The organism is Moraxella lacunata (assembly GCF_900453205.1).
GTDB classification, from domain to species: domain Bacteria; phylum Pseudomonadota; class Gammaproteobacteria; order Pseudomonadales; family Moraxellaceae; genus Moraxella; species Moraxella lacunata_B.
Window position 1 is genome coordinate 393,337 of record NZ_UGQU01000003.1, and the last position, 25,439, is coordinate 418,775.

At 46.4% G+C, this 25,439-nt stretch carries 24 protein-coding genes; 6 read left to right on the forward strand and 18 right to left on the reverse strand.

Annotated elements, in window-relative coordinates; all coding sequences use genetic code 11:
• Window positions 1–6 precede the first annotated feature (6 nt).
• Together DX073_RS10845 and DX073_RS10850 are read left to right on the forward strand one after the other, a co-directional pair.
• Window positions 7–3,153, forward strand: coding sequence for an efflux RND transporter permease subunit (locus DX073_RS10845; RefSeq protein WP_115008058.1), 3,147 nt, complete (start codon window positions 7–9; stop codon window positions 3,151–3,153).
• Window positions 3,154–3,242: 89 nt separating this feature from the next.
• Window positions 3,243–4,967 carry an efflux transporter outer membrane subunit gene (locus DX073_RS10850; protein WP_115008059.1) on the forward strand — a complete coding sequence of 575 codons (1,725 nt, stop codon included), beginning with the start codon at window positions 3,243–3,245 and terminating at the stop codon, window positions 4,965–4,967.
• 190 nt (window positions 4,968–5,157) lie between these two features.
• On the opposite strand, the gene DX073_RS10855 is transcribed toward DX073_RS10850, so the two are convergent.
• A complete protein-coding gene (locus DX073_RS10855; RefSeq protein WP_115008060.1) occupies window positions 5,158–6,126 on the reverse strand; it encodes a hypothetical protein in 969 nt (322 codons plus the stop codon).
• A gap of 172 nt (window positions 6,127–6,298) precedes the next feature.
• Here DX073_RS10855 and DX073_RS10860 point away from each other — a divergent pair, with 172 nt between their 5' ends.
• Both DX073_RS10860 and lolD read left to right on the forward strand, forming a co-directional pair.
• Window positions 6,299–7,537: a lipoprotein-releasing ABC transporter permease subunit gene (locus DX073_RS10860; protein ID WP_115008344.1), complete on the forward strand. Its 1,239-nt coding sequence runs from the start codon at window positions 6,299–6,301 to the stop codon at window positions 7,535–7,537.
• A gap of 9 nt (window positions 7,538–7,546) precedes the next feature.
• On the forward strand, window positions 7,547–8,227 hold the full coding sequence (lolD, locus tag DX073_RS10865) for a lipoprotein-releasing ABC transporter ATP-binding protein LolD (protein WP_115008061.1): 681 nt from the start codon (window positions 7,547–7,549) through the stop codon (window positions 8,225–8,227).
• 83 nt (window positions 8,228–8,310) lie between these two features.
• On the opposite strand, the gene DX073_RS10870 is transcribed toward lolD, so the two are convergent.
• The 3 genes from DX073_RS10870 to DX073_RS10880 form a co-directional block, all read right to left on the reverse strand.
• Window positions 8,311–9,519: an alpha-hydroxy acid oxidase gene (locus tag DX073_RS10870; protein WP_115008062.1), complete on the reverse strand. Its 1,209-nt coding sequence runs from the start codon at window positions 9,517–9,519 to the stop codon at window positions 8,311–8,313.
• A gap of 103 nt (window positions 9,520–9,622) precedes the next feature.
• Window positions 9,623–11,383, reverse strand: coding sequence for an L-lactate permease (locus DX073_RS10875; RefSeq protein WP_115008063.1), 1,761 nt, complete (start codon window positions 11,381–11,383; stop codon window positions 9,623–9,625).
• Between the two features lie 350 nt (window positions 11,384–11,733).
• Window positions 11,734–12,144 (reverse strand): thioredoxin domain-containing protein, encoded by a 411-nt coding sequence (locus tag DX073_RS10880; RefSeq protein WP_115008064.1) that lies wholly within the window; start codon window positions 12,142–12,144, stop codon window positions 11,734–11,736.
• Between the two features lie 167 nt (window positions 12,145–12,311).
• Here DX073_RS10880 and mtgA point away from each other — a divergent pair, with 167 nt between their 5' ends.
• Complete coding sequence (mtgA, locus tag DX073_RS10885) at window positions 12,312–12,983, forward strand: monofunctional biosynthetic peptidoglycan transglycosylase (RefSeq protein WP_258556952.1); 672 nt, start codon at window positions 12,312–12,314, stop codon at window positions 12,981–12,983.
• A gap of 1 nt (window position 12,984) precedes the next feature.
• On the opposite strand, the gene trmB is transcribed toward mtgA, so the two are convergent.
• On the reverse strand, window positions 12,985–13,827 hold the full coding sequence (gene trmB / locus DX073_RS10890) for a tRNA (guanosine(46)-N7)-methyltransferase TrmB (RefSeq protein ID WP_115008066.1): 843 nt from the start codon (window positions 13,825–13,827) through the stop codon (window positions 12,985–12,987).
• Between the two features lie 69 nt (window positions 13,828–13,896).
• Here trmB and DX073_RS10895 point away from each other — a divergent pair, with 69 nt between their 5' ends.
• Window positions 13,897–14,829, forward strand: a complete 933-nt coding sequence (locus DX073_RS10895; protein WP_115008067.1) for a DUF2628 domain-containing protein — start codon at window positions 13,897–13,899, stop codon at window positions 14,827–14,829.
• Window positions 14,830–15,202: 373 nt separating this feature from the next.
• Here DX073_RS10895 and DX073_RS10900 read toward each other — a convergent pair whose 3' ends face one another.
• The 13 genes from DX073_RS10900 to DX073_RS10960 form a co-directional block, all read right to left on the reverse strand.
• On the reverse strand, window positions 15,203–15,625 hold the full coding sequence (locus DX073_RS10900) for a hypothetical protein (protein ID WP_115008068.1): 423 nt from the start codon (window positions 15,623–15,625) through the stop codon (window positions 15,203–15,205).
• A gap of 89 nt (window positions 15,626–15,714) precedes the next feature.
• Window positions 15,715–16,590, reverse strand: coding sequence for a DNA adenine methylase (locus tag DX073_RS10905; protein ID WP_258556937.1), 876 nt, complete (start codon window positions 16,588–16,590; stop codon window positions 15,715–15,717).
• Window positions 16,591–16,651: 61 nt separating this feature from the next.
• Window positions 16,652–17,554, reverse strand: a complete 903-nt coding sequence (locus DX073_RS10910; RefSeq protein WP_115008069.1) for a DNA cytosine methyltransferase — start codon at window positions 17,552–17,554, stop codon at window positions 16,652–16,654.
• Window positions 17,511–17,705, reverse strand: a complete 195-nt coding sequence (locus DX073_RS10915) for a Com family DNA-binding transcriptional regulator (protein WP_115008070.1) — start codon at window positions 17,703–17,705, stop codon at window positions 17,511–17,513. Before DX073_RS10915 ends, DX073_RS10910 begins: the two co-directional genes overlap by 44 nt.
• A gap of 158 nt (window positions 17,706–17,863) precedes the next feature.
• Window positions 17,864–18,385, reverse strand: coding sequence for a D-Ala-D-Ala carboxypeptidase family metallohydrolase (locus DX073_RS10920; RefSeq protein ID WP_115008071.1), 522 nt, complete (start codon window positions 18,383–18,385; stop codon window positions 17,864–17,866).
• A gap of 26 nt (window positions 18,386–18,411) precedes the next feature.
• A complete protein-coding gene (locus tag DX073_RS10925) occupies window positions 18,412–18,867 on the reverse strand; it encodes an enoyl-CoA hydratase (RefSeq protein WP_115008072.1) in 456 nt (151 codons plus the stop codon).
• The gene (locus DX073_RS10930; protein WP_115008073.1) at window positions 18,860–19,441 is read right to left on the reverse strand and encodes a DUF4376 domain-containing protein; all 582 of its coding nucleotides are present in this window, start codon (window positions 19,439–19,441) and stop codon (window positions 18,860–18,862) included. The genes DX073_RS10925 and DX073_RS10930 overlap by 8 nt, the downstream gene beginning before the upstream one ends.
• Window positions 19,441–21,612 carry a hypothetical protein gene (locus DX073_RS10935; protein ID WP_115008074.1) on the reverse strand — a complete coding sequence of 724 codons (2,172 nt, stop codon included), beginning with the start codon at window positions 21,610–21,612 and terminating at the stop codon, window positions 19,441–19,443. The genes DX073_RS10930 and DX073_RS10935 overlap by 1 nt, the downstream gene beginning before the upstream one ends.
• 27 nt (window positions 21,613–21,639) lie before the next feature.
• Window positions 21,640–22,221, reverse strand: a complete 582-nt coding sequence (locus tag DX073_RS10940; RefSeq protein WP_115008075.1) for a phage tail protein — start codon at window positions 22,219–22,221, stop codon at window positions 21,640–21,642.
• Window positions 22,214–23,353, reverse strand: coding sequence for a baseplate assembly protein (locus DX073_RS10945; protein WP_115008076.1), 1,140 nt, complete (start codon window positions 23,351–23,353; stop codon window positions 22,214–22,216). Before DX073_RS10945 ends, DX073_RS10940 begins: the two co-directional genes overlap by 8 nt.
• 39 nt (window positions 23,354–23,392) lie before the next feature.
• A complete protein-coding gene (locus DX073_RS10950; RefSeq protein WP_115008077.1) occupies window positions 23,393–23,743 on the reverse strand; it encodes a GPW/gp25 family protein in 351 nt (116 codons plus the stop codon).
• Between the two features lie 91 nt (window positions 23,744–23,834).
• The gene (locus DX073_RS10955) at window positions 23,835–24,380 is read right to left on the reverse strand and encodes a phage baseplate assembly protein V (RefSeq protein ID WP_115008078.1); all 546 of its coding nucleotides are present in this window, start codon (window positions 24,378–24,380) and stop codon (window positions 23,835–23,837) included.
• Window positions 24,364–25,437, reverse strand: coding sequence for a phage late control D family protein (locus tag DX073_RS10960; protein WP_115008079.1), 1,074 nt, complete (start codon window positions 25,435–25,437; stop codon window positions 24,364–24,366). The genes DX073_RS10955 and DX073_RS10960 overlap by 17 nt, the downstream gene beginning before the upstream one ends.
• Window positions 25,438–25,439: the final 2 nt, after the last annotated feature.

Consider the following 25,439-nt stretch of genomic DNA (forward strand, 5'->3'; position numbering starts at 1 on the left):
TAGGTGATGTCAAAGTATTTTATTGAACGACCCATTTTTGCGTGGGTCATTGCTATTTTGATTATGCTTGTGGGTATTATTGCGGTACGCAGTTTGCCCATTGAGCAGTACCCACAGATTGCCCCGCCAACGGTGTCGGTCAGTGCTGTCTATCCAGGCGCTGATGCCGAAACAGTGGAAAACACCGTAACGCAGGTCATTGAACAGCAGATGAAAGGGCTTGATGGACTCATGTATATGTCATCAAGTTCATCAGCCAATGGTTCAGCGTCTGTTACGCTTACCTTTGAAAATGGGGTCAATCCAGACACCGCACAGGTGCAGGTGCAAAACAAACTGCAAGCAGCGACCAGTTCCCTGCCTACTGACGTACAGCGTCAAGGCGTGTCGGTAAACAAGTCGAGCAGTAGTTTCTTGATGGTGGCGTCTTTTATCTCAGAAGATGGCAGTATGACCCAGTCGGACATTGCTGACTACATCAACTCAAACGTGGTAGACAGTCTAAGCCGTGTCAATGGTGTGGGTTCTATCAATGTGTTTGGCTCGCCTTATGCCATGAGGATTTGGCTAGACCCTGCCAGATTATCATCTTATTCGCTCATGCCGTCTGACATCTCAGCAGCGATACAGTCGCAAAACGTGCAGGTGTCAGCAGGTCAGCTTGCCAATTTGCCAACTGACCTTGACCGCCAAGTGATTAATGCTACTGTAAGTGTGCAGAGCTTTTTACAAACACCTGAAGAATTTGGTAACATTTTGGTCAAAACTGACACGTCAGGGGCGAAAGTCTATCTACGAGATGTGGCGGATATTGAGCTGGGTTCAGAGAGTTATGCGGTAAAAACCCTCTATAATGGACAAGAAGCCGCGGGTTTGGGTATCATGCTCGCCTCTGGTGCCAATGCCTTAGAAGTGCGTGAAGCGGTACAACAAAGGCTTGATGAGTTATCACAAGGTTTTCCCAAGGGTTTAAAAATTGTCGTGCCTTATGATACCACACCATTTGTGAAGTTATCCATCAAGCAGGTGGTGATGACGCTATTAGAGGCGATTGTGTTGGTATTCTTAGTCATGTTCTTATTCTTGCAGAACTGGCGTGCGACCATCATTCCCACACTTGCCGTGCCTGTGGTTATCCTAGGAACGTTTGCGGTACTGCTGTTTTTTGGTTTTACCATTAATATTTTGACCATGTTTGCGATGGTGCTCGCCATCGGTCTGCTTGTCGATGACGCCATTGTTGTTGTGGAGAACGTCGAGCGTATCTTAGAAGAAGACCCGAATATCTCGGTCAAAGATGCAACCATTCAGTCGATGGGCGAGATTAGTAAGGTGGTTATTGGTATTGCCTTGATTCTGTCAGTGGTATTTGTACCGATGATTTTCTTTGGTGGTTCATCTGGGGTGATTTATCGTCAGTTTGCTGCAACTCTTATCACCAGTATGTCGCTGTCGGCAGTGATTGCATTGGTGTTTACCCCTGCTTTATGTGTGACTATTCTAAAACGTCAAGCTCATAAAGACATTCATGCCCAAAAAGGCTTTTTTGGTTGGTTTAACCGCTTTTTCTTTAAAGCCAGTCGCAGTTACGAGAACTTTGTCGGTAAAACCTTTAATGCCAAATGGTTCTTTGCCATCGCCTATGCAGGTGTGATTGCGGTATTGGCACTGATTTTTGTGCGTTTGCCAAGCTCATTTGTACCAGAAGAAGACCAAGGTATGCTGATGACATTGGTGCAGCTGCCAGCAGGTTCGACGCTTGATCAAACTGCTGCGGTCATGGAAAAGGTGGGTGGCTACTTTCGTGAACAAGAGGCGGATAACGTAGAGTCGGTCTTTACCATCTCAGGGTTTAGCTTTGGGGCAAGTGGTCAAAATGCGGGTTTGGCATTTGTTAAATTAAAAGATTGGAGTGAGCGTACCTCGGATGAGAGCGTGGCACAGGCGATTGCAGGGCGTGCCATGGCGCTTAATGTCATGATTCCAGAGGCGACACTTGTGTATCCAATTGCCCCACCTGCGATTCAAGGCTTTGGTAATGCCAGTGGCTTTGATTTACAACTCCAAGACATCGGTGGTGTGGGTCATGAGAAGTTGTTAGAGGCACGTAATATGCTACTTGGCATGTCTACTCAAAATCCAACTGTGGCAGGTGTCCGTCCCAATGGTCAAGAAGATGCTCCTAAGCTCAAAGTCAACATCAACCAAGAGCAAGCAGCTGCCTATAACCTAAATATGGCAACTGTCAATGCCACGCTTGCCCAAGCCTTTGGCGGCAGCTATGTTAATGACTTTATTGACCGTGGTCGTATCAAAAAGGTGTACATGCAAGGTAATCCTGACAGCCGTGCCACGCCTGAGGACATCAGCAAATGGCACGTGCGTAATGCCGAGGGACAGATGATTAGCTTTGGGGCATTCTCAGACAGCGAATGGCAGTTTGGTAGCCCTGGCTTAAACCGCTATAATGGTCTGTCATCACTAAATGTTCAAGGTGCTGCCGCCCCTGGCAAGAGTACCGGTGATGCCATGCTTGCCATGGAAGAGATGATTGCACAACTGCCTGAGGGTATTGGTTATGAATGGACAGGTCTGTCACTAGAAGAGCGTAAATCAGGCGGTCAAGCATTGCCACTTTATATCATCTCCATGCTGGTGGTATTCCTATGTTTGGCGGCGTTGTATGAGAGCTGGTCGATTCCATTCTCGGTCATGTTGGTGATTCCGCTGGGGGTTGTCGGTGCGGTCATCTTTACCATGCTGCGTGGCTTTGCCAATGACGTGTACTTACAGGTGGGTCTATTGACGGTCATCGGTCTGTCCGCCAAAAACGCCATTTTGATTATTGAATTTGCCAAAGAAATCCAAGAGTCGGGCAAATCCTTAAAAGAGTCGGTCATGACAGCAGCTCGTATGCGACTGCGTCCGATTATCATGACATCGCTTGCTTTTGGTATTGGTGTGGTACCACTGATGATTGCCACAGGGGCAGGCTCTGGCAGCCAAAACGCTGTTGGTACGAGTGTGGTCGGTGGCGTTATCACGGCGACTTTCTTGGGCGTGTTCTTTATTCCGATGTTCTATGTATGGGTGCGTTCGATTTTCCCATACAAATACAAAAAGACAACGAATGCGGACGTTCATAACGCCTAAGCGTGGCAACCAATAGGAAGACATTGCCAAATTAGCCTGCATTGTGTATCATGACATGATTTGGGCTAATTTGGTTAAAGAGAGATATTATGAAAAATAACATAAAAACATCACGTGTGTTCATGCTAAGCACGCTTGCCTTGTTCATGACTGCGTGTAGTACCATTCCCCAAAAATCACAAAGTGTACTGGCTCAGCCAAAAGTGCCTGTAGAGTTGCCTTATGAAGTGCTTGATGTTGATACAACCATCAGCACGCCTGAGGCACCAAGCTTGGCAGGCATGCGTTGGCAAGATTTTTATGCCGACCCTAAATTAAAAGCTTTGATTGAAATGGGTCTGACTCACAATAAAGACTTACAATCAGCCATCTTGGCGGTGCAAAGTGCCAGGGCTCAGTATCAGATCACCAATGCCAATGCCTACCCCAATATTGGCGTATCGGGCGGGGCAACTCGTGGGGCAGATGCTCGTGATAGAAATCCTAGCACCAATTATAATGTTGGACTTGCCCTGTCAAGTTATGAGCTTGATTTGTGGGGTCGGGTTGCTAGTGCCAAAGAAGCAGCACTACATGACTATCTGGCACAAAATTCTGCCAAAGACGCTGCTCAAATTTCTATCATCTCAGCAATCGCCCAAGGCTATGTCAATCTTAGCTATGCCATGGCACAACGTCAGCTCGCCCTAGAAACGTTAAAAACTCGTGAGCATTCACTGTTCATTAACAATAAGCGTTTTGAGGCGGGCATTGATGCCAAATCAACCAGTCTGCAAGCCGAAGCGTCGCTAGAATCTGCCAAATTGGCAGTCTATCAGGCGGATACCAATATCTTAAAAACAAAAAATGCCTTGCAGTTATTATTGGGAACCCCGATACCTGTGGAGCTATTGCCTGATTTAGGCGTAAATAACATCACCACGCAAAGTCTATTTAGTACGGGTCTGCCCAGTGAGTTGTTATACTATCGCCCTGACATTGTCCAAGCTGAACATCGCCTAAAAGCAGCAGGAGCGAACATCAATGTGGCTCGTGCTGCTTATTTTCCTAGCATTAGACTATCAAGCAACATCGGCTATGGCTCCACTGATTTGGGGGATTTGTTCAAATCAGGGACGTTTAGTTGGTCGGTGGGTCCGTCTATTAGCCTGCCAATTTTTGATGCAGGATACAGACGTGCTAATTATGAAGTCGCACAAATCGGTCAAAAGCAAGCCTTGGTGAATTATGAAAAAACCATTCAAACGGCATTTAAAGAAGTCTCTGATGTGCTTGCTACCCGTGCCACCATGGAACATCAGCTAAATTCACAGTATCGCCTACAAAAAAATTATCAAGAAACCTATAACATTGCCCACGCACGTTTTCGCTCGGGGCTTGATAATTATCTTAATGTGCTAGATGCTGAGCGTTCGCTTTTTGCCAATCAACAAAGTATTTTGAATTTGGAATTACAAAAAATTCTAAGTCAGATTGAGCTTTATCAAGTATTAGGTGGGGGAGCGACGCTCTCGGCTGAGCAGATTACAAACTTTAATAAACAGCGTGAAGCCATGCAGACAGCAAGTCTTGCCACCCATGAGCAGTTGGCAAATGCCCAAATCAAAGGGGTTAATACTGTCACTAGCCCAGAGCTTGTACAGCCTGAGCCTAATAATATCAGTGTGGTAGAGCCATCAAATGTAGGTGGTGTGGCAACGAAGCTTGCCACGACCAATGATGCACAGGCGACCAGTATGCCTGCCACTGACCCATCGGGATCAACCACCATCACCCCTGCTGATGATAGTGAGCCTGTGCAAGTAACTCCTTGATTTTGTCATCAAAAAAGTCCGCAATCTGTGTTGGGTTGCGGACTTTTTTCATAAAGTTAAGTGATGAGCAAAGGTGTTGTTTAAAAATGGCTTTTAAAATTGTGACTTGACATAGATGGTCATTGATATAATACGTGAAAATTATGGTCAAGATGATGAGTGGGGCTTGGCAAATACGCCATCAATATCGCTAGATGTGAGATTGCCTTTGTTGGTTTTCGGCATAGATTGCCACTTGTAGCCAGATGTTTGCTTGAATGTAGTCTTGCACTTGAATCTGACGGTTTTGCTCATTGCTGACGGCAGCGATACGCACCACAAAGGCTTCGGCATTGGGTTCACGTAAAATTGCCACATCAAAGAGCGTGATAGGCACGCCAAAAAATTCAGTATGGCTTATGCCCAATACCTGACCTTGGCACCATGCTTCATCTTCTTGCCCGAAGGTGTCGCCAAACAGATAAATACAGCTCTCCCCAAAGTTAATTTCTACAGGGGCAAGGGGTGTGTTTTCATCGCCGTCTTTGGGTGTCCATGTTTTTATTTGCTCATCAATGTCATCAGGCACTATGCCACCATTATCCGTCACGATGTCATTAAAGGCACGATGATAGTGAATGGCTTTTGGGTTTTTGACCAGTAGCGTCTCATCTTTGTTGCTTGGTTCAATGTTGTACGCCCATGCACTAAAATTAGCAAAGTAATTTTTTGGGGTTTTGTACTCGTGGCGATTGATGGCGTAGAGCTGGTCAAAGGCGTAGATGGTTGTGCCATCGGCGGTTCTAAGGCGTAAAATGGCGTCAGCGGTACGCTCACAGCGAATCACTCGCTCAATCTGACAGTTCACGCCATAAGGGCTATGCACCGCAGGATAGGCATTGATAAAGGCGGTGGGCTTGCCGTTATCCATGGCAAGGATTTGCTTGATGTGACAAGGAGCGTCTTGTCCGAGTAAAAGGGTCTTATGATCAGTACGCCCCACGGTCAAACCAGCAGGCAGAGTGGCGGTCTCTAACATGGCTTGGAGCCAATCTGGCACGTCATCGGCAATGTTGTTAGTTAAAATCGCCCAATGATCGCCATGTCCTGCATTTTTGTCGCAAGGCAAGTCTATCTTTTGGGGTGGCACTTCATATTTGTAGTCGTAGCGAATGCTCATGGGAGTTCCATATGAATAAATACCCCATCTTTATAAGGGGGAATTTTAAAAAATCAAGTCATCTTATCCTACTGATTTGGATAAAATTTATCATCATGAACGACAAAATCCCCAAAAGTATGCCAAAATGGTGTAAACTATGGCGTCAAATTTTAAAAGGCAATCCCCATTTATGTTTCGTCCCCTTGCTTTATTTATCGGGTTAAGATACACCCGAGCTGAGCGTAAAAATGGCTTTATCTCCTTTATCTCACTCATCTCAATGATTGGGCTAACCCTTGGTGTGGCGGTGCTTATTACTGTTTTGTCGGTGATGAATGGTTTTGATAGGGAGTTAAAAACCCGCATTTTGGGCATGGTGTCACAGGCAAATGTCAGCTCTTATGAGATTATGCCTGATTGGCAAACACTTGCCAAAAAGATTGAAGAGAATGACAAAAATGTCGTGGCAACCGCTCCATTTATCGGATTGCAAGGCATGCTAACCGCTCACGGACAGGTGGCGGGGATTATGGTAACAGGTATTGAGCCTGAGTATGAAACCAAAGTGTCCATCATTGGCGAACATATGGTGCAAGGTGACATCCATGTATTAAGGGCGGGGGAGTTTGGTATTGTCTTGGGTGAGAGCATGGTGCAATCTATGGGACTGATGATGGGCGATAAGGTAACCTTGGTAATGCCCGAGGCATCGGTATCGGTGGCGGGTGTTGTTCCTAGATTTAAGCGTTTTACCCTTGTGGGGACGTTTAGCATCAGCCCTGAGATTGACAGCACCATGGCGTATGTTGCCATGCGTGATGCAGGCGTGCTACTGCGTCTGCCCGAGGGGGCTCAGGGCATTCGCCTAAAAATGAATGATATTTTTAAAGCCCCCCAAGCGGCACTAAAAGCACAGAACATCGCTCCTGAGCGTTTGATTGCTAATGACTGGACAAGCACGCACGGCAATCTATTCTCCGCTATTCAAATGGAAAAAGCCATGGTGGGACTACTGCTTTTTTTAATCATTGTGGTGGCGGCTTTTAATATCGTGTCTAGCCTTGTAATGCTTGTGACGGATAAAAAATCTGACATTGCCATTTTAAAGACCTTTGGGGCAAGTCCTAAGCTTATCATGCAAGTCTTTATGGTGCAAGGCATGATTATTGGCGTGATTGGTACGATAGCAGGGACGATATTGGGCATAACTTTTGCTTTGACGGTGAGTGATATTTTAGGTTTTATTAATAATTTCTTTGGACTGCATTTGTTTGATGCGTATTTTGTCAATTATCTGCCATCACAAGTAAAGGTGAGTGATGTACTGCTTATCACGTCCGCATCATTTTTATTGTCATTTGTCATGACTATTTATCCTGCTTTGCGTGCGTCAAAAATTCAGCCCGCCCAAACCTTGCGTTATGAATAAGGAAATTAGATGAGTATTATTTTAGAGGCAAAAAATATCAGCAAAATCTATGACGAAGGCAAAATTCAAACATCTGTACTGACAGGGCTTGATTTAACCGTTCATCAAGGCGAACGTGTTGCCATCGTTGGTAGTAGCGGTTCGGGCAAAAGCACGCTGTTGCACTTATTGGGGGGCTTGGATATACCGACCACAGGCGAAGTGTGGCTCAAAGGCGTGTGCCTAAATCATCTAAATGAGACGGCACGTGGGCAGATGCGTAATGAGCATTTGGGTTTTATTTATCAGTTTCATCATCTACTGGCGGAGTTTAGTGCCACCGAAAATGTCGCCATGCCCCTGCTCATGCGTGCTGATGTCAGTATTAACGAAGCAAAAGATAGGGCAAATGAACTGCTAGACCGTGTCGGTCTGTCGCACCGTACCCACCACCGCCCAAGCGAGTTGTCAGGCGGTGAGCGTCAGCGTGTAGCGATTGCCCGTGCGTTGGTGACACGCCCGAGTTTGGTGTTGGCTGATGAGCCAACGGGCAACCTAGATGATGATAACGCCTTGGCGGTGTTTGAGCTACTCTCAGAGCTACAAGATACGCTTGGCATGGCACTACTCATGGTCACACACGACAGGGCATTGGCGGCACGAGCTGATAGGGTGCTACACATGAAAAGTGGGACGTGGGCGCAGTTTTGATGGATGGTTCAATGAACTGTATGGGTTTGCCATAGGTAAATGCATCAGTAAAAAACCACGTCCTAAGACGTGGTTTTGTGTTTTTACCAACGAATTGGCGTAACATGGGGGTTACTGGCTTTGAGATTCTCGTAAGTGCCTTTGACAAAGATGTCTTCATTGACGGTGCTGATGTTGGTATGACCGCAGAACGCCATCGTGATGTCGCATTCTTTGTAGATAATCTCTAAGGCACGGCGAACGCCATCTTCGCCATACGCCCCCAAGCCGTACAAAAATGAGCGACCTATCATTGTGCCTTTTGCTCCTAGTGCGATGGCTTTTAGCACGTCTTGACCTGAGCGGATACCACTGTCTAGCCAGATTTCGCATTTTGAGTTTTCTGCTTGTACCGCTTGCACACAGTCGGCAAGGCTAGCGATAGAGCTTGGGGCTCCGTCCAGCTGACGACCGCCGTGGTTGGAGATGACCATGGCGTCCGCCCCTGATTTGGCAGCCAAAATGGCGTCTTCGGGCTCCATGATGCCTTTGATGATGAGCGGGCCGCCCCACAGCTCTTTGATACGAGCGACATCGTCCCAGTTTAAGCTTGGGTCAAACTGCTCTGCCGTCCAAGATGATAGGCTAGACAAATCGCCCACCCCTTCGGCATGACCGACAATGTTGCGAAAGGTATGGCGTTTGGTACCCAGCATATTAAAACACCATTCAGGTTTGGTCATAAGGTTAAGAATATTCTTTAAGGTCGGCTTGGGCGGTGCAGACAGACCGTTTTTGATGTCTTTGTGGCGTTGTCCTAGCACCTGTAAGTCGGCTGTTAGGATAAGAGCAGAGCATTTGGCTTCTTTGGCACGGCGAATCAGATTTTCCATGAATTTTTTATCACGCATGACATACAACTGAAACCAAAACGGCTTGGTGGTGTTCTCTGCGACATCTTCAATAGAACAAATACTCATCGTTGAGAGCGAAAAAGGAATGCCAAATTTCTCAGCAGCACGAGCGGCGTGAATCTCACCGTCTGCCCACATCATGCCTGTAAAGCCTGTTGGGGCGATTGCCACGGGCATATGCACGTCTTGCCCTATCATTTGTGTGGCAAGCGAACGACCTTCCATGTCCACCAGCACACGTTGGCGTAGCTTGATGCGGTCAAAATCGGTCTCGTTATTGCGATAAGTGGTCTGTGTCCACGAGCCTGAGTCCACATAGTCATAGAACATGCGGGGTACTTTACGCTCGGCAATACGGCGTAGGTCTTCGATTTCGGTGATTTTACTTAAATCTGCCATAAAACAGCCTTAGTTTTTAAAGTTTTGAAAATGGGGTGTATTTTACAATAATTTATAAAAAATAACAAAAGGGATTATAAAACCCCTTTTGTTAAATCATGCTCTAAGCTCGCTCGCTTTTCTTGCTGATAACAGTCATGATGGCAAAGAAAGCAATCGCCCACAATGCTGCCGCAATCCACCATACAGGGTTAAAGATGAACGCCATGCCCACCAGACCTGCTTGTATTACATAATAACTCATGGCGATGAGTGTCTTACGAATAACCAAGCCTTCACGGTTCACCAGTCCGACCACCGCACAGGCAGCGACGACGTTATGCACGCTAATCATGTTACCAGCGGCACCACCCACGGCTTGCAGGGCGACCACTTTGGCGGCGTCATTGGCACCTAGGTCAATCTGAGCGGCAGTGCTCCACTGAAAATGGCTAAACATCATGTTAGAGACGGTGTTTGACCCTGCAATGAATGCTCCCAATGCTCCAATCCATGGTGCAAAGAGAGGCCATGCTCCTGCAAACATATCGGCCGCTCCTGCTGCCAGTACTTTTGGCATGGCAAGAATCGGCTCGGCAACATCAGCAGGCGTGCCAGAGTTGATGAATACCTGCACCATCGGAATGGAGAACAGTAGGGCAGGGGCGGCGGCTATCATGGTCTTGCCAGAGGCTGACCAGCTTTTTTTGACGGTGTCGCCTTTCATGCCAAACAAAAAGATACAGATAATGGAGACGAGCAGTAGCACGGTCGCAGGCGAGTACAGTAGCTGTGTTTTGTTAGTGATACTGGTGTCTAAGATGTTGCTAAATGTGATGACTGCATTACTGCTTAGCCAGTCTTTTAATGGCTTGATGGTACGAGTGGCGATTAAAATGCCAATGACCAGCAGATAAGGCGAGAACGCTTTGACCACAGAGAATTTGGCTTTTTCATTCACATCAATGTTGGTGGCGGTCAGCGTGCCCTTCCATTCTTCTTCCCATTTATCACGGCTTTCAAAGTCAAAGGTGTTTTTGGGGGTCAAAAAGCCCATTTTGGCAGCTGGCACGACAATAGCAAGACCGACCACGGCTCCGACCAAAGAAGGCAGTTCGGGTCCGACAAATTTGGCGGTTAAATAGTAAGGGATAACAAAGCACAGACCAGCAAAAATGGCAAAAGGAGCGACTTCAAAACCTTGGCGGAACGAGCGTTTTGCCCCAAAGAATTTGGTCAAAAAACAGCACAAAATCAGCGGAATCAAAAAACCCACCACTGAATGCACAAAGCCAACATTTGCCCCGATTTGGATGATATAATCGCTAAAAGCGGTGCCTTGTTGGGTAATGGCGGCATTGACGTCTTCTTTATTTTCAAGCCCCGAGTTCACGCCGATAAGAATGGGCGTGCCTACTGCTCCATAGGAGACAGGAGCGGACTGAATGATAAGAATCGCCATGACACACGCCATTGCAGGAAAGCCGAGTGCCAGCAGTAGGGGAGCGCCCACCGCTGATGGCGTGCCCCAACCTGTGGAGCCTTCGATGAGTGAGCCAAACAGCCATGCCACGATAATCATCTGTACACGGCGGTCAGGCGAGATGCCCATAAAGCCTTGGCGGATGGCGACAATGGCTCCGCTCTCTTTTAGGGTATTAAGCAGTAACACCGCAGCAAAGACGATGAATAGGACGTTGGCGGCGGTTAATACGCCATGAATGGTCGCAGCGGCAACTTGATTGCCAGAGGTTTGCCATACAAATAATGACAACAAAGCGGTTGCAAAATACGCCACAGGCATGGCAATCTTGGCGGGCAGTCGCATGACGACCAATAAGGTAAAAACAATTAAAATTGGTAATAATGCCAAAAAGGTCAGCATATACACTCCTTTGTCCAACAAAGACTGTATGCCCATTTGTGTTATGATTTCAATTTTAAAAATCCATTAAAATTGTTGGGTCATACAAAATAACAATCGTTTGTGATGATTGATGCATCACAAAGCCCTATTTTGGTAAAATTTAGCAAATACCACAATATAAAAATGGTTATTGGCAATAAATCTCATTAACTAAATAATGAGCCAAAGTGCTATTTTACTCAAAAATTCATTAAAAATAAATAACATATTTTAACAAATCATCACATTTTTATTGTTTTTTTCGATAAATTTTAAAAATTGATAAAAATATTTTATAAAAATTGGTGTGATTTGTGCTTTTGGTATGCTTATCGGTGATGATTATTCGGTAAAAGATGAACAATATCCATAATCCCAAACGGATAGCACAGCAGGCGGGTGGGGGTGATAAGAATGGGGATGAGTGTGCCCAGATGGTCAATCAGCTCTTCGCTGTCGGCTAGGTCAAGCACATGAATGGCGGGCATGCGTGGATACATGGCTTGGGCTTGGGTCAGTAGGGCGTGGCTGGTGTGGCACAGATGACAGCCATCCGTGCCTAAAAGATACCAATCTGTGGTAGGGTTGGATGCGTGGATGATTTGCTGGCTGTCTAAGCCTGCAAATGTCACCAATAGTAGAGCATGGAACGTGCGGTATTCGTCATGAGCCAGGTCATTCAGGGCAAAGCGGTCGTTTGTTAATTTTTGTAAGTATTTGATAAAATTAATATTATTCATAAAAAATAATGCCCTGCGGCAAAAAATCGTGTAAAATAGGGCGTTTATTATAGCAAATACGCCCCAAGTTTATATTATTAGTTTATCTTATGTTTAAAAAAACCACAAATACGCCGTCTTGGCCCAGTCCCGACCCACAAACACCCCCCAAACCCAAAAGACGGGGACTGGTGGCATGGCTGTGGCGATGGGCGATAGCTCCGCTGTTGGTGTTGGTCATCAGCTTTCATCTGCTAATCGCCGCCATGCTGGGCGTGTGGAAAGTCGCTCCTGTCGGTAACTCCATGTTTATGGTCGCTCATCGCCTATCGGGGGGCGAAGTGACACAGGTATGGGTGGATTATGATGATATCGCCAAAGCAGTCAAACAGGCGGCGGTGGCGAGTGAAGACGCCAAATTTGCCACGCATAATGGCTTTGACATGGAAGGTATTGAGCGTGCCATTAAAGCAAACGAAGCAGGCGGGGCGGTGTCAATGGGTGGCTCAACCATCAGTCAACAGCTTGCCAAAAATCTATTTTTGACATCGCACCGCTCCTATATCCGTAAGGGCGAGGAGGCGATTATCACGGTGATGATGGAGCAGATGTGGGACAAACAGCGGATTTTAGAGGTGTATCTGAACGTGGCAGAATTTGGCGAGGGGATTTATGGCATTGAGGCGGCGGCACGGCATTATTATGGCAAATCCGCCAAAAACCTAAGCCGCGAGCAGTCGGCATTGCTCATCAGCATGCTCCCCAATCCCAAATATTACCAAAAAAATCTCAATAACCGCCGTCTGCAAAACAAAAAGCGGATTATCATGAAGCGTATGCCCAGTGCGGTATTGCCTTAGATTACACCTTTTGATATAGCAAATCCCAAGACGCACGCCCATAATCCGCCCCACGTTTTTCAAATTTGGTGGCAGGGCGAAAATCAGGACGTGGCGAAAAGTTGCCTTTGCCTGCCATGTTTTCAAACTCGCTCATGTTATCTAGCACTTCCAGCATCCACAAGGCGTAATGCTCCCAATCGGTCGCACTGTGAAAAATCCCGCCTGTTTTTAGTTTGTTCGCCACCAAGGTCATGCGGTCGGTCGTTACAAAACGGCGTTTGTAATGTCGCTTTTTTTGCCACGGGTCGGGAAAATAAAGCTGTACCGTGTCCAAATGCTCACTAGGTAAATTGTTTAATAAGGCAATCGCATCGCCATTTAGCACCTTTAAATTAGTCAGTCCCAATTCATGAGATAGATAAGCAGTACGCCCAATGCCTGGTTCGTGGACTTCTATGCCGACAAAGTTGCGAGCCGGCTCGGCTTGTGCCATTTCTACCAAGCTGTCGCCCATGCCAAAGCCGATTTCTAAGGTCAAAGGGGCGTTCTCGCCATTTGGCGTGTCTTTAAAAAACACCCGCAAATCGGTGATGTTAGATACATCGCCCAACCTGCCCAAATCCTTACCGTGATTGATGATGTACGGAGCAAAGGTAGGGTCAGTCAGGGCGGTCTCGGCATACTGGCTCAGGTGCGTTCGCCGTCTCATAAAGGTGGCGATGGCGTGGCTGTATTCGGTGGGCGTGCGAGCTAGGTTTTGGATTTCTTGGCTGATGGTATCCCGAGAGATGTCAGGGGTTTGGCGGTCGCCCCCAACAGGGGCAAGGGGGGCTTTTGGGGTGGATTGGTCTGGATTAGTCATGGTATATTATCTAAAAAAGGCGTAAAATAGTGCCTATTATAAAGCATTCATGGGTTAAGTACAAAATTTATGTTTCGTTTGCCATTTTTAGAAGACACGACTCCGCCTCCATTTTATTTGCCCCACTTATCCGACAAAGAGCGGATTCAGCTTGACAAGTGGTTTATTGGCACACGCTCGCAAAGCTATTATTTAAAGCGGTTTGGGCAATTTGATAAGGCAGGCAAACTGCATGCTCGCTGGAACTGGTCGGCGTTTTTCACCACGTTTGGCTGGCTGTTATACCGCAAGCGTTATCTGGACTGCGTGGTGTATTGTGTGGCAGGGTGGTCGTTTATTAAGCTCAACATCGTCATCATTTTGGCGGTGTGTGAGTTTTTATTTGTGGGTAAACTGCCCGATGACTATCAGATGTACACACGGCTCATGATAGCTGGGGCGGTGTGGCTGTTTTGGTCGGGCATGGTGGCACGCTGGGCGGACGCGTATTATTATCGCATGGCACGGCGTGAGATTGCCGATGTGGTGGAGCTGTATCCTACTGACAAAGACGCCCAAAAGGCACATCTGGCAGAGCATGGCGGGGTCAGTATGGTGGGGCTTAGCGTGGCGTTTGCCATGTTTGGGACGTTGCTTGCGATTATCGTGTTACAATTTGTGCCGATTATCGCCATGCAAAAAGAGCAGGCGGTGATTTTTGAGAGTTATCGCAGTACCAATGCCATTGCCAAGCGAGTGGAGCTCATCTATGAGCAAACTGGCACTTGCCCTGTGGGTCTGCCTGTTACTACCGACAACCAAAGGGTGAGCGTGGAAGTGGTGGCAAGCCTGCCTTATGCCAAGACCGATTGTGCGGTGGTGGCAACGGTGTCAGGGGCGAGTTATCCGGTGCGGTATTTAAACGGTCGGCATTTGGCAATTTATCATCAAATAGATGATAAGGTGTGGCGGTGTCAGACATCGCTAAATAAAAAACAAACACCAAAACGTTGTGTGGGTTGAGTTTGATTGATAACCATAATTGCACAAGAAATTTTGGATAATTTTCCAAACTTTTAATTATGGCAAATTAACCCCAATTTGCACCAATGTCAAATCTTGAAAAGTGCCTTTGTAGGGGCGTGTTGAACACGCCCTTTGGTGGGGTATTTTGAAATTAAACGATTATATCTCTTATCAATGCCAATTTTTAACATCAATTCATCACAAAACAAGCCCATCATGATGCCCGCCGCGAAAAATCTCGCCCATTTTTGCAATAAATCCCTTTTTGATTTCCTTTCACTAGGTGCAAAACAATTTCATTTTGACAAATCTCCATAAAAATACCCCAAACTTCACAGCTTGGGGCATTTTTATTTTTTTAGGTTTTGATTTATCTTAAAAATTCCACAATCTTGGCAAGTTCACCTTCAATGTGCCTGATAATGAGTCTCTCAGCTTGGTTGCACTCTTCAAAGTTTAAGCTAATGTTGTTTTCCGCCAGCTTTTCTTTGATGAGTTTGACATAGATGTCAATCATCGTGGTGTCCGTGACTGTCTTGTTTGTTAGAGCATATTTGTCTAGGTAAGCACCAAGCTCATCAATGCTATCAATTTCAATCTCATCAATCAGATCGCCACACTCTTCATTATCCCAAACACTCATTACAATCTCTTTATCATCACTTAGAGCGATTAGGATAAAATGGTCATCAGAGCCACGAAACCATAAAGCATTGCCATCGTCTAGTTCTGACCCAAAATCTACCACGCCATACTCTTGAACATAGTTTGCAATCGCTTGAATATCTAACATTTTTAACCTCTTAACTTGTTAATGTATAAGGCACATACTGCCGTACTCATAGAGCGTAGTCCAGTCTTTTTGCAATGAATTTTCACTTTTTAAAACTTAACCAAAATATTATCCTCATAGCCAATTTGTGCGTTAATGCGAGCATTGACAACAATCCGCTCAAACTCGCCAACTCTTTGCCAAGTGGGTGGCTCGTACTGCTCTACATAAGCCATATAATCCATCAACTCGCTTTTGGTGGAGCTAAAAAAGATAAAGGGCGGGCGCACAAACTGCATCAGCCGTAAAAATTTCGTCATACCAAAATAGCCTTGCTTGGCATAAGCCCCCTGTGCGGTGCATAGATAAGGTGGGTCAAGCAACAGTAAACAATTTGGAGTGTCTTGGTATTTTTGTAACAACTTTTCAAAATCTAGGCACTCAAGGCTAAGTCCGTCAAGATAGCCATCTGCGGTGTCGTAGTCAGTTTTGACAACACGGTTATAAAAGGTGGACTCTGCCAAAAACTCATCAAGATTGCCCACTTGTCGTCCACTAAACAACAGCCAACCTGCCAGCGTCTGTACATCAATAAAAGTCCCGTTGTCGGCACTTTTACGAAGGTGGTCTAGGACTTTGGCTTTGGCGGTGTTTGATAATTTCACGCTTCTTGGCTCGTCTTTTAAGATTTCAAACAGCTCTTGACGTAAGCGATTGGTGGTGGGAATGTGGGTAAGACGCTCGGCATAGCCGTCAAAGTCGTTATAAATGACTGTTGCCTTTGGCAAAATACGCTTGGCGTTGTGAGCAAGCAGTCCAGAACCACCAAAGACATCAAGCACTGTAAAGCCTTCGCCGTCATTTGGGATATTGTCTTTTAGGATTTTTTCAAAGCGCTTTAAAAACATTCGCTTTTGCCCTGTAAATGGCAATGGAGCGGTTTTATGGTGTTTGGGGGTATTGGTAGATGATGAATTGAGTGTCATAAACGATTTTTCCTATGGTTAGGCGTTCAAGACACTCAAAATGGTTGGAATGCTGGTTAAATTATGGGTTAAAAGCCGTCATTAAGTGGCTTGCGATAAACTGTGCGACTTGCGGACAGACGGCGTTTCCCGCAGCCCTAGCCTCAACAGCGTTGGTCTCATCCAATCCTTTGCAAAGCCCATCATCGACAGTCGTTCGCTCCCTGACAGCCATCGCACCCCGTCCGTCTGGGACAGCGACGATATCGGCACAATTGATGTTGATGGCGGATGAACCAACCCCTGCCAGTAGCGTATGGTGTGCGTCCGCCCAGCCCGATTGCGGTTCAGTCTTGCCAGAAATGCGTTCCACTGACCCCAAGTCAGCCATAAGGCTAAGTGGTGGGTATTCTCCAAGACCTGCAACCAAGAATACTCGACGGCGTTTTTGGGGGACTCCGAAATAACGGCTGTCCAGCACTCGCCAAAACCCCACATACCCGCATTGGGCAAGCGTTTCAATGACTGCTTGTAAGTCGTTGCCATCGTTTGAATTGATGAGACCTGTGACATTTTCAAGCACGACAAATCTTGGCTTAATTGCTCGGACAATGTCCATAGCATCAAAGAACAATCCTGTGCGTTTGCCGTTAAGTCCTGCTCGTTTTCCTGCCATTGATACATCTTGACAGGGGAAACCGCCAATGATGACTTGGGCGGCCCCGCCATTTGGCAAGGCTTGGAGTTTTGGCAAGCAGGTTTGGACATCATCAAATTGCTTGGCGTGGGGGAAGCGGTCTTGTAAAACCGCTCGGCAAATGGGGTCAATTTCCACTTGCCAGCTGGTTGAAAAACCTGCCCACTCAAATCCCAAGTCAAATCCGCCAATGCCAGCAAAGAGACTGCCGACACTGGGTTTTGATTTTGGGTTTGTGGGTTGGTTAGAGGTGGATTGGGTTGGTTGGGGATTGTTTTGAGCATTCATAGGTTTCCTTATTGTAAGGGTTATGATGCTCGTGGCATTCTTTGGTTTGGGTATTGATTTGATTCAAGGTTTTGCATCTTGGGCATTTAATGGCAAAATTGCCTGTGCCAATGGCTAAAAGTTTATCGCATTTTGTGCAACGCTGTTTCATTTTTTGCGTAATCCTATGGATTTTGTGGTAAAATAACACCGCTTAGCTAAGCAGGCGGTTCTTTGGGCTTACGCACTCAACCTGCGTGGCTGGTATGGCAATGCTCCAACATTGTCATACCGACCGTCTTTTTCTTTTATTGTGCAATTTAAGTCATTTTATTCTCCTTGTAAGCCTTGTAAGTACACGGTTTTGCCGTTTCGTTTGGTGGCGGTTAAGATTTGATTTCTTTGACCTTTACCGTCTTTTTTAAAGCCGATATGTACCCACGCACCATCACCCCTTTCAGGAAACTCCAAAATTAGCTGGTCAAAGGCAATCAAGCCCTTGTTTCGCATTTGGATGATTTCTTTGGCAAATGCCACAGATGTAAAGCCTGTGGCATCACAATCCGCCGCCAGTCCAAAGCGATGAGCGGAAGTCTTTGAACCGCCAACCAGTCTATTGACCTTTTTACTGCGAAAGCAAGAAGTGACGATAATGGCGATGGGTTTTTGGTATTTTTCATTCAGATAGGCACGGATTTTTTCAAGCTGATTAGCAGTATAAGTGATGTTGGCAAGGTCAGCTTGGCTTGGGGTATTACTCACGCCGTGCCGTCTCGCCGTCTCGCTACGGGTCAGCTCACGATAGCTAAAATGTGGTGTGATTTGGGTTGGGTAGTTACTTGGATTTGGCATTGATTTCTCCTAAATAAAGTTAAAAATTAGTTATCCAAAATGGATAAATGGCGGACAATCTCAGCAAGTTGGTTGGGGCTAAACCGAAAGCCTTGATTTGACCCAAAAATGGCGTTATAGCACCACTCAGAACAAAAGAATTTATCTGCGTTTTGTGGTAGTCCCACCACACAGCCCAACGCCCCCAAAAGGTCATAACCTAAGCCGTGATTTTGTCGGTAATAACGGATAATTTGTTCGGGCGAAATGCCATCAAGAGCGATTAAGTCCCATTTGTCAGGATTTAAGGGCATGATTTTGGTGCGGACACCGCCTTCACGCACACTTGATGAATAGCATTGGTAACGACCGTCAGGCAAGGCAATGGCAATCTCAGTATGGCTGTATTTGCCACGAGTAAAAAAGCGGGTAACGCCATCGCATAGGCGGTGAGCGAGCTTATCGCCACGCCCACGGTAACAGGCAAGATAGACTTTATTCATTGATAGCTCCTTGTTCATAAATGGCTGTCCAACCCTTTGAATAATCGTATTCCAAGGGTTTTTCAGCTTGTAACATTGCCAAACGGTGCTTTTCAGCATTGGCAAAGTCAGCTTGTTCGGACTGTAAAATCGTCATTGCAAGCTCAGTGATGAGTGGCTTGGTTAATCTGACAAAGCTGTTATCCATCGTTTTCCACATAAGCTCTGACGGTAGCTCAGGCAAAATCTGCAAGGCAAGGTACTGCGTGCGAGAGCTATCGTCCGTATGAAACCACTTTTTGACTGATTTGACATAAACCCCGCCACGAGTGATGGTGTGGCGTTTTTGTTTGATGGCTTCCCAGATTTGCGATTGGTGCTGTTTTTTGATGGCTTCTAGGTCAATTTGCGCATCATTAAAAACAAATTTGCCATCAATAAAGCGGGTATCGCCTTTGTGATTTTGGCAATATCGACTATAATCGTCATCGCTCACAGCAATCAAATCATCTACATCGATGTCGTATAGAAATAACAGCTCACCGTCAATCAGCTCAAAACGCCCGTCATCATCAATCAAGTGTATGTAATACATTAATAACCCTCCACAATCACAAATAAATCAATATGTTCAGATGCACCGCCGTGCATTCTTGATAGATTTAGCCAAACATTGCTTTTGTCAATGCCTTGATTGCGAAATGCCCAAGCCACTTCGTGTTCGGCTGCTTCTGATGAAAATTGAGCTGATGAAGCAATGTCGCTACTTCGCATTGTTTGAGCTTGTACAGATAGGACTTTGTTTGGCATAGCCGTCCATAAAGCAATTGGGATTTTATAGTTGGCAATATCGTGATTTTGATAGCCTACCGCATTATCATCTCGCCCAAACCACCAATCCCTAAAATGTTTCAAGTGAAAATATTGTCTAATTAAGCCATCAGCGGACACCACCACTTGACCTGTCATCTCTATGGTATTGGTTGTGCCACCCAATGCTGTTGCTGTGCCGTTTATGGTGCGATTGAAGTCTCGTACAGTTGCCTTGGTTAATGTAGTCGCCATACTCACATTCCCCGACCCATCAAAATTGACATTGCCAGTGACAGCTCCTGTTAAGGCGATGTTGCGAGCCGTTTGTAGCTTGGTTGCCGTGGGCGAGTTACTATCACGAGTAACAATAAGCTTACCAGCAGTATCTGATGATACGCTGATGCCGTTCGTGCCTGTGATTTGTGTACTTGAGCCGACCGATGCCGTACTGCCCACGCCAGATGCCACGATGTTTAGGAATGTATTGGTGTTCGTGGTGGCGGTGTTTGCCGTGCCTATAGCGGTGGTGGCGGTAACCAGTCCGTGCGTTTGGGTCAGACCTGCTGTTACACGACCCTTAGCGTCCACCGTTACTGAATTATAAGAGCCCGCGGTTACGCCAGAGTTGGCAAGGGTCAGAGCGATACTGGCATTAGCCGAGCCGTCAAAATTGGCTTGCCCTGTGCCATCTCCAGTCAGGGCAATTTGGCGAGCGGTGGCAAGTTTGGTGGCGGTAGCGACATTGCTTGATGTGTAAGCTAAATTGTTGGGTTTGCCACGGATGCTCTCCCAGTCAGCACCATCTATACGCACCCACGGCAACCATTCTTCACTACCTGCGGATACTTGCGAGGATAGCCACATTTCTGTTGAATAGGCACAGATAGCCAGTTGATGCACCCATGTTTTGCTTGAGCCACCCATGCTAAAAAGTTTGTAGGCACGCGTATCTGGCAGGTTTACCCCACCACCTGCCAGTGCATACACTCCATCATCTTTAATGGTACGTACATCTGTACCACGAGCGAGTGTTGAGACACGAACTTTTTCATCAAGCTCACTTTTGAGTACCTTACCCTGATTTGCGGTTAAAGCCTGATTGGTGGCGGTGCTTGTCAAGGTGTCATTAAGCTGGACAATGCCCTGCGTAGTTGTGCTAGCACTTGGTACGCCTGTAATCTGGCTCCAAGCGTGCGTATGGCTTGATGGCGTAAAAGCACTAGGCTTACCATCAATCTCATTCCAGTTGTGGCGATGGTCGGCAGGGGCTTTGGTATTATCAGTGATTGCGATGTTTTGCGTACCGTCAAATGCCACGCCGTTGATGGTGCGTGGGGTTTGTAGCTTGGTTGCCGTTGGCGAGTTACTATCACGAGCAACAATGAGTTTACCTGCCGTATCACTTGATACCGTAATACCGTTCGTGCCTGTAATTTGTGTGCTTGACCCAACAGATGCTGTCTGACCCACGCCACTTGCTACGATGTTTAAGAATGTGTTGCCGTTCGTGGTGGCGGTATTTGCCGTGCCTTGGGCGGTGGTGGCGGTAACAAGTCCGTGCGTTTGGGTCAGACCTGCTGTTACACGACCCTTAGCGTCCACCGTTACTGAATTATAAGAGCCTGCGGTTACGCCAGTATTTGCCAAAGTCATCGCACCTGTGGCGTTTTGTGAGCCGTCAAAATTCACACTCCACGAGCCGTCCCCTGTCATTGCAATATTGCGAGCGGTAGCCAGTTTGGTGGCAGATACCGCATTCTCAGTTTTGCCAAGTTTGCCACTATTGACCGCTCCAATCTGCCTTGCCAGCTCATTTTTTAACCACAGAGTACGATTGGCAAGCTGTCTTGGAGCTCTATTGTCAATACCGTTTTCACCGCCCATCACGGGGTCGGAAGTTTCAAGCTGATAAATACCAGCTTCCCAAGTGGGTGTTTCTTGCAAGTTTGCCATAATCTTTTCCTTACAAATTAAAGTCAGTTAAGCCGTGCCACGAGTGTATCTGCCATCTCGGGTAATTTTGCCATTATGCCGAATGCTTGCCTGTGTAAAGTCAAGGGCGGACAAGATACATCTGGCAGGGGCAAAGGCGGACAAAGTCTTTCTAAGTAGGTTCGCCTGTTCAATCGTGATAGGTTCGTGAATGATGATGCGGTAATACGCCCAGCGGTCAGAATGTCCGTAGTTATAGACACCGTCTCGCCTTGTAATCTCACCATTGTGTCGTTTACCACCAAAACCTTCTTCAAGCGTGGCATTGCCAAAGCCAAGCCGTCTGACAATCTCTTTGACTGCCCACGGTGTGCCTTTATAACGATGTAGGTCATACGCCCCTTTGATGAGATTTCGCCTTGCTTCATCGCTCTCGGCAAGCCAATAGCCATCCACTCCCGCCACGCTCATACTGTCCGCCAAAATGGGTAAATGCTCACTATCCACCAAATCAATCAAGCGAATGAGTAGCTTATCTATTGGCAAATCATCAAGGGCAAGTCCTAAATCCGCCAAAGCGGTAAAGGTTTGCTCTTTGGCAATCACATCGGCATAAATGAGCTTATCCATCGGTTTGCCCCACAATGCTAATATTGATAGTCTTACAAATGGCGACCGTATCGTCAGGGATGTTTATGAGGCTTGGACTAATGAGTTTGACATCATAAACGCCTGCCACTTGTAAAGTTTTGGCAAGGTTTAAGGGAACAACATCTTGCCCAAGTTTGCTTTCTGTCTCTTTTTGATAAACATTAAAAGCACTTTTGGCATTTGCTAAGACTTCATCAGCATTTGCCCCTGTAAAGGTGGTCAGCTCTGCGTTGAGCGTAAAATTAACCACTTTGGCACTATTGACCGTGACTGTATCGCATAGGGGGCGTACCTTTTCATCATTCAAAGCTTTATTCACTTCACGAATTAGCGTATCGGAGACTGGCATTGTCTTGCCAAGCAAATACACCGCCACTGTACCGCCAATAGGCTGTCCTGTTCGGTCTATGGCATTGCCTACATAGACATCAATAATCTCCTGACTAACTGAGCGGGCAAAATAGGCATACGCCCCTTTTGAGCCTGCATTACTAAACCGCTCAAAGGCAAGCATAATCCGCTCACGGTAGCTGTCGTCATTTTCCACATCTGCCCCATTTTGGCTGATGGTGGTGTTTTTGGCGGACACGCTGATGGTAGGGTGTGGACGGCTTTTTAGCGCATTGATTTGCCCTACGGCATAGCCATTGCCCACCATGCCTGTTTGAGTGCAGATAGCAGACAAGGTAATTCTTGGCGCGCTTTGGGTCAGCTGTCCGCTCTGTACGGTGGCGAAGGCGACATTGCCTGCCAAGACTTCTGTACCCTTGTCAATGGTAATGGTCACATTACCAATCTCATCAGGCTTTACACTAAATTCAATCAAGGTATCAGCTGGCTGTGCCGTTAAGCGATTTGTGCCAAAGTCCGCCCCAGCGACATCAAGCATTAAGCCTGTGGCATAGGGAATGTGCTGTTGGCGGTAGGCTTCGTTGAGCTGTTTTCGTAGTAATAATTCACGATAAGCAAAGGTGTTAATAAGCAAGCGTTCAATATGAGCAGGTTGTAAGACTTTGCCTGCACGAGCTTCATAATCTTTGATAGTTTCGCTTAAAATCGTGGCAATGTCATCGTCCACGATTTTTAGGTTTTCTCGTTTTGGTAATGCCACGCCTTGCCCCTATGCTCTTATGTTTATCAAATCTGTGTCTTAAAGTATAAATTCGCTTTTATAAATCTCGCCTTTGACACTGTCCGCCACTTGCCAATCAATCATCATTGTTAAATGCGGTGCTTGCCCCATAAAACAAATGTCTTTAATCACGGCTCGTCTTTCCCAAGTTTGAATTGCCAAATGAATTTCACGCACCACATTAGGGATTAAAATGTCAGTCGGTGCGTCCAGATAATCCAAATGAGCCGAGCCAAAGGTTGGTCGCAAGACATCAGAGCCTTTTTTGGTGGTCAAAATAATCTCAATACAGCGATGAATATCATCAATATCCGTGATTGCCGTGCTGTTAGATGATAATTGCCAATGGCGGTGGTTGGTGGCTGTCATTTTGAGACCTACAAAAAAATACACCCAAAGTGATTGGGTGTATTGTAGGGGGTTTTGGAATTTGGGTCTTTTAAAGGGTTTTAAGAAAAATCTAAGGTGTACCCGTTCGGCTGTTGCCACCAGCGACACCGCCGTGCGTGTGCGATTTTAGGCTGACCCCACCGCCCACCACATCTATGCTTGCGGTCAATTTGCCTTGTACCTGCACATTGCCTGTCATGACGGTACTTGGGGTGTCAAGCGTTACTTTCTTTGCAGATTTTATCAGTACATCGCCACTCGTTTCTACGATGATTTGTCCGTTTTGGCGGTTGTGGCTAATGACGGTGTCATTACTAAATCGCTTGACCCACAGCTCGCCATTGCTGGTTGGTGTGGTATCTTTGTCATTATAAATCACGCCAAGTACCACACCGCCATCGCCACCCGCATTCATCAAGCACACAGCGGTTGCCCCCACATCGGGCAAGGCGTAGAACTGATTGCCACCTGCTCCCATTGTGATGACAGGGAGCCAGTCGCTCTGCATATTTTCCAAGGCATTGAAAGTTACTTTCACTTTGTGGCTTTTTGGGTTAATTTCACTCACTTCGCCAAATTGGAGCGTGGCGGATAGGTTGTTATGAGCGTAATTCATTGGAGTTTTCCTGCGTTTCGTTGTCTTTTGGGTCGCTCATTCTTGGGTCAATGTATTCAAGCATTTTAATCTCAATCGTGGTTAAAAAACCTTGGTTATTTAGGGTATGGCGAGCTTGTTTCACCAAATACTTACCGCTAAATTTACCAAAGTCTTGCACTAAAATCGCCTGTCCAGCAACAAGCATTGCGTTTCCCACCAGTTCAATTTCCCCTGCGATTTGCTCGTCCGCTTGGTTTTGGGCGTGGGCATTTGCCATTGCTTGTGCTTCGCCGTCGGTGGCATTGTTGGGGGCGGTGATTTTTAGGGTGTCGGTGGCGGTAGGTTTTGCCCCTTTTCTTTTGGGTTTGGGCTTGGCGGTTTTGGTAATGGTTTCTTTCTTTTGGGTGTTGTAGGTGGAAACCTGTACTTCACTTGGTGTGTCTTTGATGACATCACGAAAACGCACATCAATGACCGAAGTTTTGTCCAGCACCGCCACCGCTTCATTTTTGCCCAGCTTTTCATTGTCGTAAAAAACCAAAGTCTTATCCACAATCTTAAAGCTATGCCCATAAGTCTTGGCAAGGCGGGTCAAAAACTCCACATCTCGCTCTTGATACTGGGTTACGGTGGTGATTTTAATGTCTCTGATTTGCCCAGTTACGGACAGATTTAAGCGTTTTGCCACCGTGCGGACAATGTCGGCAAGGGTGGTGTCTTTATAGACTTTGGCTTGATTGGTGCGGTTTGCCTTGCTAATGCCTGTCGAGAGTGCCTTTAACACCACCACAGACGGTGGATAGCGGTACTCAATCTCACTAATCTCAAATCGCCCCAATGCCACAAGCTCGCCTGTATCATCAGCCAGCGACAGCTCCACACCATCGCCATTGTCAGGATACCAATCATACAGCCAGTCGCCATTCACATCTTCAAGTGTTAAAGCAATCTCGTCCGATTGGTCTGACAAATAGTCAGTATAAGTGATTTCCAAAAGATAAGGCGTGATGGCGTTTGTGATGTCTTTTTGCTCATAGATGACAGCAAATTTGGGCTTGTCTGTATTTTGTATCATTG